The sequence below is a fragment of the Pseudomonas sp. LTGT-11-2Z genome (assembly GCF_003691445.1).
GTDB classification, from domain to species: Bacteria; Pseudomonadota; Gammaproteobacteria; order Pseudomonadales; family Pseudomonadaceae; genus Aquipseudomonas; species Aquipseudomonas monteilii.
This window is the reverse complement of sequence record NZ_CP033104.1, coordinates 2,321,104-2,337,546: the sequence shown is the minus strand read 5'-3', so window position 1 is coordinate 2,337,546 and position 16,443 is coordinate 2,321,104. Positions and strand designations below refer to the sequence as shown.

General features: G+C 63.2%; 13 protein-coding genes. 6 read left to right on the top strand and 7 right to left on the bottom strand.

The genetic code is table 11. The features are described 5' to 3' along the window. Window positions 1-92: 92 nt before the first annotated feature. Window positions 93-1,052 carry a ribonuclease Z gene (locus D8767_RS10765; protein ID WP_016711520.1) on the top strand — a complete coding sequence of 320 codons (960 nt, stop codon included), beginning with the start codon at window positions 93-95 and terminating at the stop codon, window positions 1,050-1,052. Window positions 1,053-1,173: 121 nt separating this feature from the next. Here the strand turns inward: D8767_RS10765 and D8767_RS10760 are convergent, their stop codons facing one another. Together D8767_RS10760 and D8767_RS10755 are read right to left on the bottom strand one after the other, a co-directional pair. Beyond that, on the bottom strand, window positions 1,174-2,457 hold the full coding sequence (locus D8767_RS10760; protein ID WP_016711521.1) for a Zn-dependent hydrolase: 1,284 nt from the start codon (window positions 2,455-2,457) through the stop codon (window positions 1,174-1,176). A 50-nt stretch (window positions 2,458-2,507) separates the two neighbouring features. Next, window positions 2,508-3,998: an NCS1 family nucleobase:cation symporter-1 gene (locus tag D8767_RS10755; protein WP_016711522.1), complete on the bottom strand. Its 1,491-nt coding sequence runs from the start codon at window positions 3,996-3,998 to the stop codon at window positions 2,508-2,510. 344 nt (window positions 3,999-4,342) lie between these two features. Here D8767_RS10755 and hydA point away from each other — a divergent pair, with 344 nt between their 5' ends. From hydA to preA, 3 genes are all read left to right on the top strand, one after another. Beyond that, a complete protein-coding gene (gene hydA, locus D8767_RS10745) occupies window positions 4,343-5,782 on the top strand; it encodes a dihydropyrimidinase (protein WP_025753444.1) in 1,440 nt (479 codons plus the stop codon). Window positions 5,783-5,845: 63 nt separating this feature from the next. Continuing rightward, complete coding sequence (locus D8767_RS10740) at window positions 5,846-7,213, top strand: NAD(P)-dependent oxidoreductase (protein WP_016711524.1); 1,368 nt, start codon at window positions 5,846-5,848, stop codon at window positions 7,211-7,213. After that, complete coding sequence (preA, locus tag D8767_RS10735) at window positions 7,214-8,488, top strand: NAD-dependent dihydropyrimidine dehydrogenase subunit PreA (RefSeq protein WP_016711525.1); 1,275 nt, start codon at window positions 7,214-7,216, stop codon at window positions 8,486-8,488. It begins immediately after the preceding gene. Between the two features lie 35 nt (window positions 8,489-8,523). Here preA and D8767_RS10730 read toward each other — a convergent pair whose 3' ends face one another. From D8767_RS10730 to gnd, 5 genes are all read right to left on the bottom strand, one after another. Next, window positions 8,524-9,144: a TetR/AcrR family transcriptional regulator gene (locus D8767_RS10730; RefSeq protein ID WP_016711526.1), complete on the bottom strand. Its 621-nt coding sequence runs from the start codon at window positions 9,142-9,144 to the stop codon at window positions 8,524-8,526. Beyond that, window positions 9,144-9,500 carry a VOC family protein gene (locus D8767_RS10725; protein ID WP_016711527.1) on the bottom strand — a complete coding sequence of 119 codons (357 nt, stop codon included), beginning with the start codon at window positions 9,498-9,500 and terminating at the stop codon, window positions 9,144-9,146. The genes D8767_RS10730 and D8767_RS10725 overlap by 1 nt, the downstream gene beginning before the upstream one ends. Before the next feature lie 80 nt (window positions 9,501-9,580). Continuing rightward, window positions 9,581-11,377, bottom strand: a complete 1,797-nt coding sequence (locus tag D8767_RS10720) for a glycoside hydrolase family 15 protein (protein WP_016711528.1) — start codon at window positions 11,375-11,377, stop codon at window positions 9,581-9,583. An 82-nt stretch (window positions 11,378-11,459) separates the two neighbouring features. After that, entirely contained in the window at window positions 11,460-12,956 is a 1,497-nt protein-coding gene (gene zwf, locus D8767_RS10715; RefSeq protein WP_016711529.1) for a glucose-6-phosphate dehydrogenase, read from the bottom strand. Next, entirely contained in the window at window positions 12,953-13,936 is a 984-nt protein-coding gene (gene gnd, locus D8767_RS10710) for a phosphogluconate dehydrogenase (NAD(+)-dependent, decarboxylating) (protein ID WP_016711530.1), read from the bottom strand. The genes zwf and gnd overlap by 4 nt, the downstream gene beginning before the upstream one ends. A 204-nt stretch (window positions 13,937-14,140) precedes the next feature. On the opposite strand from gnd, the gene D8767_RS28680 reads away from it, so the two are divergent. Both D8767_RS28680 and glgA read left to right on the top strand, forming a co-directional pair. Further along, window positions 14,141-14,308 (top strand): DUF6026 family protein, encoded by a 168-nt coding sequence (locus tag D8767_RS28680; protein ID WP_013973320.1) that lies wholly within the window; start codon window positions 14,141-14,143, stop codon window positions 14,306-14,308. A gap of 564 nt (window positions 14,309-14,872) precedes the next feature. Next, window positions 14,873-16,432 carry a glycogen synthase GlgA gene (glgA, locus tag D8767_RS10705; RefSeq protein WP_016711531.1) on the top strand — a complete coding sequence of 520 codons (1,560 nt, stop codon included), beginning with the start codon at window positions 14,873-14,875 and terminating at the stop codon, window positions 16,430-16,432. The last annotated feature ends 11 nt before the right edge of the window (window positions 16,433-16,443 follow it).

The window sequence follows — 16,443 nt, the reverse complement described above, 5'->3', positions numbered from 1 at the left end:
CTGCGGCAATCCGGTTAAGGTGTGCGCCCTTTATCGACTCGAAGGATGCGCGCTTCGATGACGCCAGCCTGTACGAGCAAGGAGCCCTGAGCATGGACCTGCTGTTCCTGGGCACCTCTGCCGGGGTGCCGACCAAGGCGCGCAACGTCACCGCCACTGCCGTGATCGAAGCCAGTGGCAGCCACTGGTACCTGGTCGACTGTGGCGAAGGCACCCAGCATCAACTGCTGCACACGCCACTGTCGATCCGTGACTTGCGTGCCATTTTCATCACCCATGTGCACGGCGACCATTGCTTTGGCCTGCCAGGCTTGCTGGCCAGTGCCGGGATGAGCGGGCGCACCCGGCCGCTGGAGCTGATTTTGCCCGCCGCACTGCATGACTGGGTACGTCAGGGCCTGTTGGCCAGCGACACCTTCCTGCCCTTCGAACTGCGCCTGCTGGCCGTGGAGGACGTAGCCGAATGGCGCAGCGAGACCCTGCAAGTGACCACCGTGCAGTTGTCACACCGGGTACCGAGCGTCGCTTTCGTGTTCACCGAACTCAACCCCGAGCCGCGCCTGGACATCCAACGCCTGGAAGCCGAAGGCATTCCACGCGGTCCACTGTGGGGCGAGCTGGCCAAAGGCCTGAAGACGCAGCATGGCGGGCAGTGGCTCGACGGTAACGACTACTTGCGCCCTTCGCGCCCGCCGCGCCGGGTGATCGTGTGCGGGGACAACGACAACCCCGAATTGCTGGCCGATGCCGCCAAAGGCGCGGATGTGCTGGTGCACGAAGCCACGTTCACCCAGGCAGTGGTCGAGCGCACCGGGGTTACCTTCGGCCACAGCACCGCAGCAGCGGTAGCGCGCTTTGCCGAAGCGGCAGGCGTGCGCAACCTGGTGCTGACGCACTTCAGCGCCCGCTACCAGAGCGATCCCAGACGCAGCCCGAATATCGATAACGTGCGTGACGAAGCCCTCGCCCACTACCACGGGCAACTGACCCTGGCGCAGGACCTGCAGCGCTATCACATAGGCCGCGATGGCTGTCTTGTAGCTGTTGGGTGATTTATGCCAAGAGATAGGCTTGGTGCTGACTGGTGCCAGCCTTGAATTTTGAGGTGGCGCGTAAACCGAGCGCCGCGCGGCCGGCGCTCGATCTCAAAGACGCCACATAACCCACGCCAGGCTAGGCCGCCAAGCGCCCGCTGGCAATGGCCTCCGATGCCGCCAGCATCGCCCGCAGCAATACCGCACACCCTGCCGCCAGGTCACCCGGCGTGGCGTTCTCGATCTCGTTGTGGCTGATGCCGTTTTCGCACGGCACGAAAATCATCCCCGCCGGCCCTAGCTCGGCCAGGAAGATCGCGTCATGCCCCGCACCGCTGACGATGTCCATATGCGGCAGGCCCAATGCCTTGGCCGACTCGCGCACCGCATTGACACAGCCCTTGTCGAAGTACAGCGCCGGGAAATCAGCCGTGGGGACCAGTTCATGGCTCAGGCCATGCTTGGCACAGGTGGCTTCGATCACCCCGCGCACCTCGGCAATCATCGCATTCAATTGCTCGCCCTCCAGGTGGCGGAAGTCCAGGGTCATGCGTACTTCACCCGGAATCACGTTACGCGACCCGGGGTATGCCTGCAGGCATCCTACGGTGCCGCAGGCATGGGGCTGATGGCCGAGGGCGGTGCGGTTGACCGCTTCCACTACCGCAGCGGCACCGACCAATGCATCCTTGCGCAGGTGCATGGGCGTCGGGCCGGCATGGGCCTCGACACCACGCAGTGTCAGATCGAACCACTTCTGGCCGAGGGCACCCAGCACCACGCCGATGGTCTTGGCCTGATCTTCGAGGATTGGCCCCTGCTCGATATGCGCTTCGAAATACGCCCCCACCGGGTGGCCCAGCACTGCACGAGGGCCCGCATAACCGATGGCATTCAAGGCCTCGCCAACGCTCACACCCTGGGCATCGCGCTTGGCCAGGGTTTCTTCCAGTGTGAATTTGCCGGCAAACACCCCCGAGCCCATCATGCACGGCGCAAAACGTGAGCCTTCTTCGTTGGTCCACACCACGACTTCCAGCGGTGCTTCGGTTTCCAACCCCAGGTCGTTGAGGGTGCGGATCACCTCCAGCCCGGCCATCACCCCGAAGCAGCCATCGAACTTGCCGCCCGTAGGCTGAGTGTCGATATGGCTGCCGGTCATCACCGGGGGCAGCTTGGGGTTACGCCCGGGGCGGCGGGCAAAGATGTTGCCGACGGCGTCGATGCTGACCGTGCAACCGGCGGCCTCGCACCACTGCACGAACAGGTCGCGGGCCTGGCGGTCGAGGTCGGTCAGGGCCAGGCGGCAAACGCCCCCTTTCGCGGTGGCGCCGAGGCGAGCCAGGTCCATCAGCGATTGCCACAGACGGGTGCTGTCGACATGGTGAGCGGTGGTCTTCAGGATGTCTTGAACTGGATTCACAGGTTTCTCCTTCAGGCTTTATTGTTTTCTGCTCTGGCCTCTTCGCGGTCTTACGGCAGGGGCTTGGCCACCCGCGCCGGATTGCGCGCCACCACGCCAGCGAAGACGTAGTACAGCCCCCCGCCCAGCAGCGAGCCGGTAAACCAGCCGTAGTCGTAGAACCAGCTGAAACTGCTGTTGCCAATGGCCATCACCGTAAGCGCCACCGGCAACGCAAAGGCAGCGAACCCGGCCCAGTTCCACGCGGGATACACGTCATCCCGGTACAGCCCGGGCAGGTCCAGCTGCTGCCGACGGATCAGGAAGTAGTCCACCACCATGATCCCGGCAATCGGCCCGAGCAGGCTGGAATAGCCAAGCAACCAGTTGGAATACACGCTCTCCAGGCTCAGGTCGGACACGATCCAGCCCAGCTTTTTCAGCAGCTCATGCCCCATCAGCGCCAAACCGATGAAGCCGGTCAGCCATACCGCACGGCTGCGCCCGATCAGGCGAGGGGCAATGTTCTGGAAGTCGTTAGTCGGTGACACAATGTTGGCGGCGGTGTTGGTCGACAGCGTGGCAATCACGATCAGTGCCATGGCCAGGGCCACCCAGAACGGGCTGTGGATTTTGCCGATCAGGCTGACCGGGTCGGACACCGTTTCGCCCACCAGCGATGCCGAGGCAGCGGTCAGCACCACACCCAGTGAAGCGAACAGGAACATGGTCAGCGGCAGGCCGAAGATCTGCCCCAGAATCTGGTCTTTCTGGCTGCGGGCGTAGCGGCTGAAGTCGGGAATGTTCAGCGACAACGTGGCCCAGAAGCCGACCATGGCGGTAAGCCCGGCGCAGAAGTAACTGACCACGCTCGCCCCTTCCGGACGCTTGGGTGGCTGGGCCAGCAGTTCGGTCATCGACATGTGCGGCAACGCCCAGAACAGCAGCCCGACGCCCACCGCCACCAGCAGTGGTGCCGACAGTGTTTCCAGCCACTTGATCGACTCGGCGCCGCGCAGCACCACCCACAGGTTCAGGCACCAGAAGATCATGAAGCCGATCACCTCGCCGGTGCCGCCCAGTGCTTTCCAGTCATCGAACACCGACCCGAGGAACAGGTGAATGGCCAGCCCGCCAAACATCGTCTGGATACCAAACCAGCCGCACGCGACCACCGCGCGGATCAGGCACGGGACGTTGGAGCCGAGGATGCCGAAGGACGAGCGCAACAGCACCGGAAACGGGATGCCGTACTTGGTGCCGGGAAACGCGTTGAGGGTAAGCGGAATCAGCACGATCACGTTGGCCAGCAGGATAGCCAGCAACGCCTCGCCCACGCTGAGGCCGAAGTAAGCCGTGAGCACGCCGCCCAAAGTGTAGGTGGGTACGCAGATGGACATGCCTACCCACAGGGCAGTGATGTGCCATTTGTTCCAGGTGCGCTGGTGCACTTTGGTGGGCGCGATGTCGTGGTTGTAACGCGGGCTGTCGAGGACATCACTGCCCTCGGACAGTTCGAACAGGCCATCTTGCTCGACCACTTCCGATCTGCTCTGTTGCATGGGCCCTTCTCCAGATTTTCTTTTAGTTGTTTGCTCATCGGGCTAACTCGATGGCCGGAGTACGCACGCGTAATCGTGCTTAAAAATCTCGACCAGATTTTCATCTTGTCAAGTAAGTCAAAAACCTCCGAAAGCCCCGAAACCAGCGCTAATTAAATAATTAGTCGTTAAATATCAGTCACTTAAAAACCACAAAAATAATAGGAAAATTTCCTTGATGAATCACCAATCAGCATCTAGCCTCGAATCTTGTCAGGACTGACAGGATTAACCGCCCTGCCCGCCCTGCACCCGTGACAATTCCAAGAACCGGCCCAGACCGGTCAGCCTGCGAGGAAAACGGCATGTCCCTGTTGATCCGTGGCGCCACCGTGGTTACCCACGAAGAAAGTTACCCCGCCGATGTCCTGTGTGCCGATGGCCTGATCCGCGCCATCGGGCAAAACCTCGAACCCCCGACCGACTGCGAGATTCTCGACGGCAGTGGCCAGTACCTAATGCCCGGCGGTATCGACCCGCACACCCACATGCAGTTGCCGTTCATGGGCACCGTGGCCAGCGAGGACTTCTTCAGCGGCACCGCTGCGGGCCTTGCTGGTGGCACCACCTCGATCATCGATTTCGTCATCCCCAATCCGCAGCAATCGCTGCTGGAGGCCTTCCACACCTGGCGCGGCTGGGCACAGAAAAGCGCCAGCGACTATGGCTTCCACGTCGCCATCACCTGGTGGAGCGAGCAGGTGGCCGAAGAGATGGGCGAGCTGGTGGCCAAGCACGGGGTGAACAGTTTCAAGCACTTCATGGCCTACAAGAACGCCATCATGGCCGCCGACGACACCCTGGTGGCCAGCTTCGAGCGCTGCCTGCAACTGGGTGCCGTGCCGACCGTGCATGCCGAAAACGGCGAGCTGGTGTACCACCTGCAGAAAAAACTGCTGGCCCAAGGCCTGACCGGGCCGGAAGCCCACCCGCTGTCGCGCCCGTCCCAGGTCGAGGGCGAGGCGGCCAGCCGCGCCATCCGCATTGCCGAAACCCTCGGCACGCCGCTGTACCTGGTGCATGTTTCCAGCCGCGAGGCACTGGATGAAATTGCCTATGCCCGGGGCAAGGGGCAACCGGTGTATGGCGAGGTGCTGCCCGGCCACCTGCTGCTGGATGACAGCGTCTACCGTGACCCGGACTGGGCCACTGCGGCCGGCTACGTGATGAGCCCGCCGTTCCGCCCGCGTGAACACCAGGAAGCCCTGTGGCGCGGCTTGCAGTCGGGCAACCTGCACACCACCGCCACCGACCACTGCTGCTTCTGCGCCGAGCAGAAAGCCATGGGCCGCGACGACTTCAGCCGTATTCCCAACGGCACCGCCGGCATCGAGGATCGCATGGCGGTGCTGTGGGATGCCGGGGTGAACAGCGGGCGCTTGTCGATGCATGAGTTCGTTGCCCTCACCTCCACCAACACGGCGAAGATCTTCAACCTGTTCCCGCGCAAGGGTGCCATCCGCGTTGGCGCCGACGCCGACCTGGTGCTGTGGGACCCGCAGGGCACCCGCACCATCTCCGCCCAGACCCACCACCAGCGGGTGGACTTCAACATCTTCGAAGGCCGCACCGTGCGTGGCATCCCCAGCCACACCATCAGCCAGGGCAAGGTGCTGTGGGCCGATGGCGACCTGCGTGCCGAAGCGGGCGCGGGGCGGTATGTGGAACGGCCGGCGTATCCGTCGGTGTATGAGGTGCTGGAACGCAGGGCCGAGCATCAGCGCCCGACGCCCGTGCAGCGTTAAGGCCCTTGGGGCTGCGAAGCGGCCCCTGTCGCCTGCCCCCATAAAAATAGAGAGGCTACAACCGTGATCGACGCCCTGAAACACTTGCCGCGCCCAAGGGCCGGTGCCGACCAGTTGGCCGAGCGCTTCAGCGACCTGGCCCCACCCCTCACCGCTCGCCAGGCCGCCGTCGAAAGCGCACGCTGCCTGTACTGTTACGACGCGCCCTGCGTCAACGCGTGCCCAAGCGACATCGACATCCCCTCGTTCATCCACCGCATCAGTGACGAAAACCTGCAAGGCGCCGCCGAGCGCATCCTCTCCGCCAACATCCTCGGCGGCAGCTGCGCCCGTGTATGCCCCACCGAAATCCTCTGCCAGCAAGCCTGCGTGCGCAACAACGCGCAGGAGTGTGCACCGGTACTGATCGGCCAGCTTCAGCGCTACGCCCTGGACAACGCCCACTTCACCAAACACCCGTTCAAGCGTTCCCCGGCTACCGGCAAGCGCATCGCCGTGGTCGGTGCCGGGCCTGCCGGGCTGTCCTGTGCCCATCGCCTGGCCATGCACGGGCATGACGTGGTGGTGTTCGAGGCCTGTGACAAGGCTGGCGGCCTCAACGAGTACGGCATCGCCCGCTACAAACTGGTCGACGACTATGCGCAACGTGAAGTGGAATTCCTGCTGGGCATCGGTGGCATCGAAATTCGCCATGGCCAGCGCCTGGGCGGCAACCTCAGCCTGGGCGAGCTGCGCGACCAATACGATGCGGTGTTCCTCGGCCTCGGCCTGAATGCGGTGCGCCAGCTGGGCCTGCCCGATGAAGAGGCCCCCGGCTCACTCGCCGCCACTGCGTACATCCGCGAGCTGCGCCAGGCCGATGACCTGAGCCAACTGCCCTTGGCCGACCGCTGCCTGGTGATCGGTGCCGGCAACACCGCCATCGACATGGCTGTGCAGATGAGCCGCCTGGGCGCCCGCGACGTCAACCTGGTGTATCGCCGTGGCCACACCGACATGGGCGCCACCGGCCACGAGCAAGACATTGCCAAGGCCAACCAGGTGCGCCTGCACACCTGGGCCCGCCCCGATGCCGTACTGCTGGATGACGCTGGCAAGGTGCGCGGCATGCGCTTCGCCCGTACCGAGCTGGCCGACGGCCGCCTGCGCGACACTGGCGAAACCTTCGAGCTGGCCGCCGATGCCATCTTCAAGGCCATCGGCCAACGCTTCGACGATGCCAGCCTCGGCGACCCGGTGGCTGCACAGCTGGTCCGCGAGGGTGAGCGCATCCGTGTCGACGAAACCCTGCAAACCAGCCTGCCGGGCGTGTATGCCGGCGGTGACTGCACCGCCCTGGGCCAGGACCTTACCGTCCAGGCCGTACAGCACGGCAAGCTGGCCGCCGAAGCCATCCATGCCCGACTCATGCTCAACGTGGAGGCAGCGTAAATGGCCGACTTGTCTATTGTGTTTGCCGGCATCAAGGCACCGAACCCGTTCTGGCTGGCTTCCGCGCCGCCCACCGACAAAGCCTACAATGTGGTCCGCGCCTTCGAGGCCGGCTGGGGCGGCGTGGTGTGGAAAACCCTGGGCGAGGACCCGGCGGCGGTCAACGTGTCATCGCGTTACTCAGCACACTACGGCGCCAACCGCCAGGTGCAGGGCATCAACAACATCGAGTTGATCACCGACCGTTCGCTGGACATCAACCTGCGCGAAATCACCCAGGTGAAGAAGGACTGGCCCGATCGCGCATTGATCGTGTCACTGATGGTGCCGTGCGTGGAGGAATCGTGGAAGTTCATCCTGCCACTGGTGGAGGCCACCGGGGCCGACGGCATCGAGCTGAACTTCGGTTGCCCGCACGGCATGCCTGAACGGGGTATGGGCGCGGCGGTCGGCCAGGTGCCGGAGTACGTGGAAATGGTCACCCGCTGGTGCAAGACGCACTGCTCGCTGCCGGTGATCGTGAAGCTTACGCCGAACATCACCGACATCCGCCAATCGGCCCGTGCCGCGCACCGGGGCGGGGCCGATGCGGTGTCGCTGATCAACACCATCAACTCCATCACCAGTGTCGACCTGGACCGCATGGTCGCCCACCCCATTGTGGGGGACCAGAGCACCCACGGCGGTTACTGCGGCTCGGCGGTCAAGCCGATTGCGCTGAACATGGTGGCGGAAATCGCCCGCGACCCGGAAACACGCGGTTTGCCAATTTGCGGCATTGGCGGCATTGGCAACTGGCGTGATGCGGCGGAGTTCATGGCCCTGGGCAGCGGCGCCGTGCAGGTGTGCACGGCGGCGATGCTGCATGGGTTCCGCATTGTCGAGGACATGAAGGACGGCCTGGCGCGCTGGATGGACCAGCATGGGCATGCCAACATCGAAGCATTTCGCGGGCAAGCGGTGGGGCATACCACCGACTGGAAGTACCTGGACATCAACTATAAATCGGTTGCCCATATCGACCAGGAAGCGTGCATTGGCTGTGGGCGTTGCCACATAGCCTGTGAGGATACGTCTCACCAGGCCATTGCCAGCACGCTGAAGGCTGACGGCACGCATGCCTACAGTGTGATCGAGGAGGAATGCGTGGGCTGCAACCTGTGCCAGATCACTTGCCCGGTGGAAAGCTGCATCGAGATGCAGGCGCAGGATACGGGCAAGCCGTACATGAACTGGACGCAGGATCCGCGTAATCCCTATCGCGAGGCCAGCTGAGCAATTGGGGCCGCACAGCGGCCCCATTTTCCGGTTCAGGGCTCTAGCCCAATCCCCCGCAAGATCACGCTGGTCACCGTCTGCACCGCACTCTCGAACGCCATGTCCGAGAGCATCTCCCCGCCATTGAGCAATTCAACCTGGTAACCAAAGTCGGCGTAATGCTGAGTCGAAGCCCAGATCATGTACAGCAATGCCGACGGCTCCACCGGCAGAATGCGCCCCTCCTCTACCCAGCGGCGGATCTTGTTCTCTTTCAACTTGGCCCAGGGCACCAGGCTTTCATCCAGGTTCACCCCCAGCACCGGCGCCCCGTGCAGCATTTCTTCGGCCCAGATCTTCGAACCCAGCGGCCGCGAACGCGAATGCCCCATCTTCGCGCGGATGTAACTGGTCAACACCACGCGTGGGTCGTCGAAGTTCTCGAAGCACAGCGCGTCCTGCTTCCACACGTCCAGCAAGTCTTGCAGTACGGCGCGGAACAGGTCGTCCTTGGTGCTGAAGTAATAGTGCAGGTTGGAGCGCGGCAACTCGGCCTGTTCGGCAATATCGCCCATGGACGTGGCGCCATAGCCTTTTTCGGCGAACACCTTTTCCGCCGCCTGCAGAATCTTCTCGATATTGCGCCGGCGGATTTCGATCTTGTGGTTGGCCATCAGCCCTGAGCCGTCCACACCGCCAGTTCATAACCGTCCGGGTCGATGAAGTGAAAGCGTCGCCCGCCGGGGAAGGCAAAAGTTGCCCGGCTGATTTTCGCCCCCGCCGCCTCGACCCGCTGCTGCGTGGCCTCCAGGTCGTCAGCGTACAAAATGACCAGCGGACCACCCGGGCGTACCGGCTCGCCGGTGGTAAAGCCCCCGGTAAGGCGACCATCGCTGAACTCGGTGTAGGTGGGCCCGTAATCGGTGAACGCCCAGCCGAACACGCTGCCGTAGAAGGCCTTGCTCCGTGCGATGTCGCTGACATTGAACTCGATGTTGTCGATCTGTCGATCAGTACCGCGAATGCCCATGGGTGCTCCGTGCCTAAGGGGTTTGGCCTAGTCTACTCCGCTTGCTCCAACGTGGTGCAATCCCTTGGTGCACGTCGCACCTATCTGCAACTCGCCCGATCACGCACCGGGCACTGTGCCCGATGCAGGTTCAGTGCGGTGTTGATGATGCCGATATGGCTGAACGCCTGGGGAAAATTGCCGAGCATGCGCTGACCTGCCGGGTCGTACTGTTCGGCCAGCAGGCCAAGGTCGTTGCACAGGCCGGTCAGGCGTTCATACAGCGCCTGCGCCTCTGCCTGGCGCCCGAGTAATACATACACGTCAGCCAGCCAGAACGAGCACACCAGGAAAGTACCCTCCCCGGGCGTCAGGCCATCACTGCAACTGTCGCTGTCATAACGCAACAGCAGGCCGTTCTTCAGCAAGCGCTGTTCGATCTGTTCAAGCGTACGTAAAAAGCGTGGATCATCTGCCGGCAGAAATCCGGTCAGGGCGACCTGCAACAGGCTGGCGTCCATTTCTGAAGAACCGTAGGCCTGGACGAAATAAAGACCGCTGGCATCAAGGCCGCGCTCACAGACTTCACGGTGAATCTCATCGGCCACCTGGCGATAATGCCGCCCACGCTCGCGGCCTTCCTCCGTGGTGTCGGCCAGCCCCGCAGCACGGTCGAAGGCGACCCACGCCATCACTTTGGAGTGCACGAACTGCTGCCGGCCACCGCGTACTTCCCAGATGCCTTCGTCCGGCTCGCGCCAGATGCGCTCGACGTAAGGCAGGATCAGGCGGGAAATGGCAGCGCTGCGCGGGTGGCGCGGCAAACCGCCCTTGATCGCCTGGGTCATGGCATCGGCCAGTTCGCCGTAGATGTCCAGCTGCATCTGCTGCGAAGCGGCGTTGCCCACCCGCACGGGTTGCGAATGCTCGTAACCGGCCAGCCACGGCAACGTGTATTCCTGCAAGTCGCGCTCGCCAGCCAGGCCGTACATGATCTGCATCTGTTCAGGGTTGCCAGCCACCGAACGCAGCAGCCATTCCCGCCAGGCCTGGGCTTCATCGAAATAGCCCAGGTTCATGAACGCCAGCAGGGTCATGGTGGCGTCGCGCAGCCAGCAGAAGCGGTAGTCCCAGTTACGCTCCCCACCTAGGCGCTCGGGCAGCGAGGTGGTAACGGCGGCGACGATGCCGCCGGTAGGCGCGTAGGTCATTGCCTTGAGGGTAAGCAACGAACGGCGCACCAAGGCCGTGTAGGGGCCTACCTGCGGGCAACGGGCGGCGAAGGCCTGCCATTGATCGATGGTGTGGGCCAGGGCCTGGTCACTGTCGCGGTCGGGTTGCACTGGCAGGTGCGAGGGCTGATGGCGCAGGCTGAAGATATGCCGCTTACCTGTAGCAACGCGAAAACGGGCGACGGTATGGTGGTCGCGGGCATGCGGCGGCACGGTGCTGCACAGGATCAGCCGGTCAGGGCCGGCGACGGCGCTGAGGGTGAGTGGGTCGAGCCGTTCCACCCAGGGCACGCTGCGCCCGTAGTCGAAGCGCATGACCAGGTCCATTTCGAAGTTGGTTTCACCAGAGATGCCCTCGACGATTCGCACCACCGAATTGACCTCGCCCAAAGGCATGAAGTCGAGCACGCGGGCACTGCCATTGGCGGTGACCCAGGTGGTTTCCAGCACCAGGGTATCGTCCAGATAACGCCGGCTACTGTGCTCGACCGGGTCGCTGGGGGCCAGGCGCCAGCGGCCGTTTTCTTCGTTGCCCAGCAGTGCGGCGAATACGGCTGGGGCGTCGAAGCGTGGCAAGCACAGCCAGTCGAGCGAGCCATCACGGCTGACCAGGGCAGCGCTGCGGCAGTTGCCCAGCAGCGCGTAGTCTTCGATGTGGGTGGGCATTCAACCTCCTTGATGTGGTTGCCTGTGCTGGCCCTTTCGCGGGCTCGCCCGCGAAAGGGCCAGCACAGGCATAACAAGAACCTCACCCCAGCCGATGCCACTCTCGCTTGTCCCGCGCCAGCAGTTCATTGCCAGCCTCGGGCCCATCTTCACCCGCCGGGTACTCATGCACCTCGCCATCCTGCGCCCAGGCATCGAGAAACGGCTGCACCGCGCGCCAACCGTTCTCGATGTTGTCGGCGCGCTGAAACAGGGTCTGATCACCGGTCAGGCAGTCGTAGATCAAGGTCTCGTAGCCGGTCGCCGGGGTCATCTTGAAGAAGTCCTTGTAGGCAAAGCCCAGCTCGACGTTCTCCATCACCAGCTCCGGCCCCGGCCGCTTGGCCTGCAGGTCGAACCACATGCCTTCGTTGGGCTGAATCTGGATTTTCAGGTAGTTGGGCTTGGGGCGCTCCAGCTCCGACTCGCGAAACTGCGCATAGGGCGCGGGCTTGAAGCAGATGGCGATTTCCGTATCGCGCACGCTCATGCGCTTGCCGGTACGCAGGTAGAATGGCACGCCAGCCCAGCGCCAGTTGTCGATCATGACCTTCAGTGCCACGAAGGTTTCGGTCTGGCTGTCGGCAGCGACGTTGGCCTCCTGGCGGTAGCCGGGCAGCGGCTTGCGCCCCTGCTTGCCGGCGATGTACTGGCCGCGCACGGAGTTTTTCAGGGCCATTTTCGCCGACCACGGGCGGATGGCGCCGACCACCTTGGCCTTTTCACTGCGCACGGCATCGGCGCCGAACGCTGCGGGTGGCTCCATGGCTACCATCGCCAGCAACTGGAACAAGTGGTTGGGGACCATGTCGCGCAAGGCCCCGGTGCTGTCGTAGAACGCGCCCCGGGTTTCGACGCCGACGGTTTCCGCAGCGGTGATCTGCACATGGTCGATGTAGTGGTTGTTCCAGAACGATTCGAACAGGCCGTTGGAAAAACGGCTGACCAGAATGTTCTGCACCGTTTCTTTGCCCAGGTAATGGTCGATGCGGTAAATCTGCCGCTCACCCATCACCTTCAGCAGGCAGGCATTGAGCGCCTCGGCACTGGCCAGGTCGGTGCCGAACGGCTTTTCGACCACCACACGGCGAAAGCCCCCTGCAGACTCGTCGAGCAACCCGGCCTGCCCCAGGCGCTGGGCTACTTCGGGGAAGAAGCGCGGCGAGGTTGCCAGGTAGAAGATCGCATTGCCGTGGCTGGTCTTTTCGATACGCTTGGCGATGGCCTGATAGGTCGCCGGATCGAGGAAATCGCCGGTCTGGTAATCCAGGCGCTTGGCCAGGCGTGCCCACAGTTTTTCGTCCAGGCATTTGGCCGTGCCCTTGTCCCGCTCGACCATGAACGCATGCAGGCGCCCGGCAAAATCCTCGGCGCTGGCCGGATTGTGGTCAACGCCGACAATGCGCAGGTTGCGGTCCAGCAAACCGTCGCGGCTAAGGTTGTAAAGTGCCGGCATCAGCAGGCGCTTGACCAGGTCGCCATTGGCGCCGAACAGGAACAGGGTGCAAGGCGGTGCAGCAGGAATGGTCTGTTTGGTCATTCGGCTTTCTTCTCGACATGGCCACCAAAGCCCAGGCGCATGGCCGAGAGGATCTTGTCACCGTAAGTGCCCTGTTGCTGGCGCGAGCGGAAGCGGGCGAACAGCGCGCTGGACAGCACCGGCACCGGCACTGCCTGTTCCACGGCGGCGTCGATGGTCCAACGGCCCTCGCCACTGTCGGACACCGAGCCGCTGAACTGCGACAGCTGCGGGTCGGCCACCAAGGCATCGGCGGTGAGATCGAGTAGCCACGAAGTGACCACGCTGCCGCGCCGCCACACTTCAGCGATCTCGGCCACGTTCAGGTCGAAGCGCTGGTCTTCGGGCAGCTCGTTGCCGCCTTTGCTGCGCAGCAGGTCGAAGCCTTCGGCATAGGCCTGCATCAGGCCGTATTCGATGCCGTTGTGCACCATTTTCACGTAGTGCCCGGCGCCAGGCGGGCCGGCGTGAATATAGCCGTGTTCGGCACGCTGATGCTCACCGCTACGGCCATGAGTACGCGGGATTTCGCCCACGCCCGGCGCCAATACCTTGAACAAAGGCTCCAGGCGCTCGAATACGTCCTTTTCACCACCGATCATCATGCAGTAGCCACGGTCCAGGCCCCACACACCGCCGGAGGTGCCCACGTCCAGGTAATGCAGGCCGCGCTTGGCCAGTTCAGCAGCGCGGCGCATGTCGTCCTTGTAGAAGGTGTTGCCGCCGTCGATGATCGCATCGCCCGGCTCCAGCAGTTCGGCCAGTTGGGCGATGGTCTGCTCGGTCGGCTCGCCGGCCGGCAGCATGACCCACACTGCGCGCGGCGCTTTCAGTTTTTGTACCAGCGCACCGAGGTCGTGTGCGCCTTGAGCACCCTCGGCTTCCAGCCCGGTGATGGCCTCTCGGTTGCGGTCGTGTACCACGGTGCGGTGGCCGGCGCGCATCAGGCGCCTTGCGATATTGCCGCCCATGCGGCCCAGCCCGACGATTCCCAGTTGCATGAGCCGATGCTCCCCTTACGAAATGGTTGACGACACAGTCCAGCTTTCCAGATTAGTCCAGCGTACCGCATGAGGGTTCAGCGACGAACGGCGAGACCACGATAAACAAAAAAGTTCCCAAGCCCTGCAAAAGAATTCAGAATGCGCCCCGCGTGAAGCGTCTACGCTTTGACTTGTCACCAGCCAAAACCGCGAGGTGTGCTCATGGGTACCTTGATGCCTGCAACCCCAACCCAGACACTCTATGTCTCCGTGCGCCGTGATGAGCTGCGTAAACTGAAAGACGAACGTGACCAACTGCGCCAGCAGGTCGCCCAACTGAACCTGCTGCTGGCGCAAGCGCGTACCGACGGCAAGGCCGTCAGCCTCTGATCTTTCCTTCCTCTCAGTGGGGGCTGTAGGGCTCCCACCTGCTGACTCTACCTTTCCAGGTCAGGCCCCTTCGCGGGTCACTGGCAAAGACACAAACACCTTTCCAACGCCCCACTATGGTGCAAGCTCCCATTCCAGCCACAATTTGGCGCACCCGCAAAACGCCTCCGGCAAACCTTTTCACATCCAGTCGAATACGCCAACGTTTGCGTCTATTTCGCACCTCACATTAATGACCAGTGGGTCACCTTTTTATCGCGTTCTCTCCTACACTCGGTTTTCGGCCCGCCATTTGCTCAAGGGAAGAGTGACGAAAAAAAGTCGAACTTTAAGGAAAGCCGGTAGGTCAGGAATTAAGTAGGCCAAACGGATGGGGCACTCCCAGCCACGGCCCACCCACCCCAACCAGTCCACTCGCCTGCGGCCGGAATGCCGACAGCGCTGTGCCTGCGCGCACGACTCAGGGGCATGGAACGCACTACGCAGATCCGAATTAGAGAGAACTCACACGATATATCGCCACGGGTGCCAGCACCCGGCCAAAGCATAGGGACGGAGAGAAGTATGATCAGTGCCGCTGTCGAGCCTCACGTAGATTCATTCAACCCGGACAACCGCGAGCCGCTCACCCCGGACTTCGCCAAGACAGGCACGGCACCCGGCGCCCAGCGCCAACACAACCCCAACAAGCGCAAGATCCTGTTCGTGACGTCGGAAATCGCCGACCTGGTGAAAACCGGTGGCTTGGGTGACGTATCTGCCGCCCTGCCCCGCGCCCTGGCGCACCTGCACGATGTGCGGGTGCTGATCCCCGGCTACCGCCAGGTGATGGATAGCGACAACCCCATCCACATCGTCGGTGAACTGGGCGGCCACGCCGCACTGCCGCCGTGCAAGATCGGGCGCATGGACATGGCCGACGGCCTGGTGATCTATGTGCTGATCTGCCCCGAACTGTACCAGCGCGACGGCACGCCCTATGGTGCCAACAATGGCCGCGACTGGCCCGACAACCACATCCGCTTCGCCCGCCTGGGCCTGGCTGCGGCCGAAATCGCCGCAGGCGAAGGCAAGATCCACTGGACACCCGAAGTGGTGCACGCCCATGACTGGCCCGCCGGCCTGGCCCCGGCCTACATGCATTGGCGCGGGCTAAGCACGCCTACCCTGTTCACCATTCACAACCTGGCCTACCAGGGTGTGTACAGCCGGGGTTGCAGCCCTGAGCTGGCGATTCCCGACCACGCCATGCAGCAAGAAGGCATGGAGTTCTACGGCAAGCTGTCGTTCCTCAAGGCGGGCCTGGCCTACTCTAGCCACATCACCACGGTCAGCGCCACCTATGCCCGGGAAATCACCACACCCGAATTTGGCTGCGGCCTGGACGGCTTCCTGTCCAGCAAGGCCCAGCAAGGCCTGCTCGGGGGTATTCCCAACGGTATCGATGAAAGCTGGGACTCGGCCACCGACAAGCACCTGCAGCACAACTTCAGCATCAACGACTGGGAAGGCAAGGCACGCAACACCCAGGAAGTGCGTGATCTGTTCGGCCTGGAAGCCTCGGAAGGCCCGCTGTTCGCCGTAGTTTCGCGGCTCGTCTATCAAAAGGGGCTGGACCTGACTCTGGGTGTGGCCGACTACATCGTCGAGCAAGGCGGGCAGATTGCGATCATCGGCCGTGGCGAGCCCGAAGAGGAACAGGCCATGCGCGAGCTGGCGCTGCGCCACCCGGGCCGCATCGGCGTGCGCATCGGCTTCAACGAAACCGACGCCCGGCGCATGTTCGCCGGCAGCGACTTCTTGCTGATGCCGTCGCGCTACGAGCCGTGTGGCCTCAGCCAGATGTATGCACAACGCTTCGGCTCGCTGCCGGTGGCGCGCAATACTGGCGGCCTGGCCGACACCATCGAGTGCGGCGTTACCGGCTTCCTGTTCAACGAGTCCACCGTCGAGAGCTACCGCCAGGCACTCAGCCGCGCCTTCTATGTGTACGGCAAGAAGGACCTGCTGAACGCCATGCGCTGCCTGTCGATGACTCAACCGTTCAACTGGTGCCAGGCGGTGGAACCCTACGCCCGCCTCTACGAGGACCTGGTCAAGCAGGCACAGTTGAGCCATTACTGAGCGGGGGCCAG

What these genes read in the sequence shown, in the direction of transcription:
- D8767_RS10765 (WP_016711520.1), top strand. Translation starts at nt 93, where the DNA reads ATGGACCTGCTGTTCCTGGGCACCTCTGCCGGGGTGCCGACCAAGGCG.
- D8767_RS10730 (WP_016711526.1), bottom strand. Translation starts at nt 9,144, where the DNA reads ATGGCCAACCACAAGATCGAAATCCGCCGGCGCAATATCGAGAAGATT.
- preA (WP_016711525.1), top strand. Translation starts at nt 7,214, where the DNA reads ATGGCCGACTTGTCTATTGTGTTTGCCGGCATCAAGGCACCGAACCCG.
- gnd (WP_016711530.1), bottom strand. Translation starts at nt 13,936, where the DNA reads ATGCAACTGGGAATCGTCGGGCTGGGCCGCATGGGCGGCAATATCGCA.
- hydA (WP_025753444.1), top strand. Translation starts at nt 4,343, where the DNA reads ATGTCCCTGTTGATCCGTGGCGCCACCGTGGTTACCCACGAAGAAAGT.
- glgA (WP_016711531.1), top strand. Translation starts at nt 14,873, where the DNA reads ATGATCAGTGCCGCTGTCGAGCCTCACGTAGATTCATTCAACCCGGAC.
- zwf (WP_016711529.1), bottom strand. Translation starts at nt 12,956, where the DNA reads ATGACCAAACAGACCATTCCTGCTGCACCGCCTTGCACCCTGTTCCTG.
- D8767_RS10755 (WP_016711522.1), bottom strand. Translation starts at nt 3,998, where the DNA reads ATGCAACAGAGCAGATCGGAAGTGGTCGAGCAAGATGGCCTGTTCGAA.
- D8767_RS10725 (WP_016711527.1), bottom strand. Translation starts at nt 9,500, where the DNA reads ATGGGCATTCGCGGTACTGATCGACAGATCGACAACATCGAGTTCAAT.
- D8767_RS28680 (WP_013973320.1), top strand. Translation starts at nt 14,141, where the DNA reads ATGGGTACCTTGATGCCTGCAACCCCAACCCAGACACTCTATGTCTCC.
- D8767_RS10720 (WP_016711528.1), bottom strand. Translation starts at nt 11,377, where the DNA reads ATGCCCACCCACATCGAAGACTACGCGCTGCTGGGCAACTGCCGCAGC.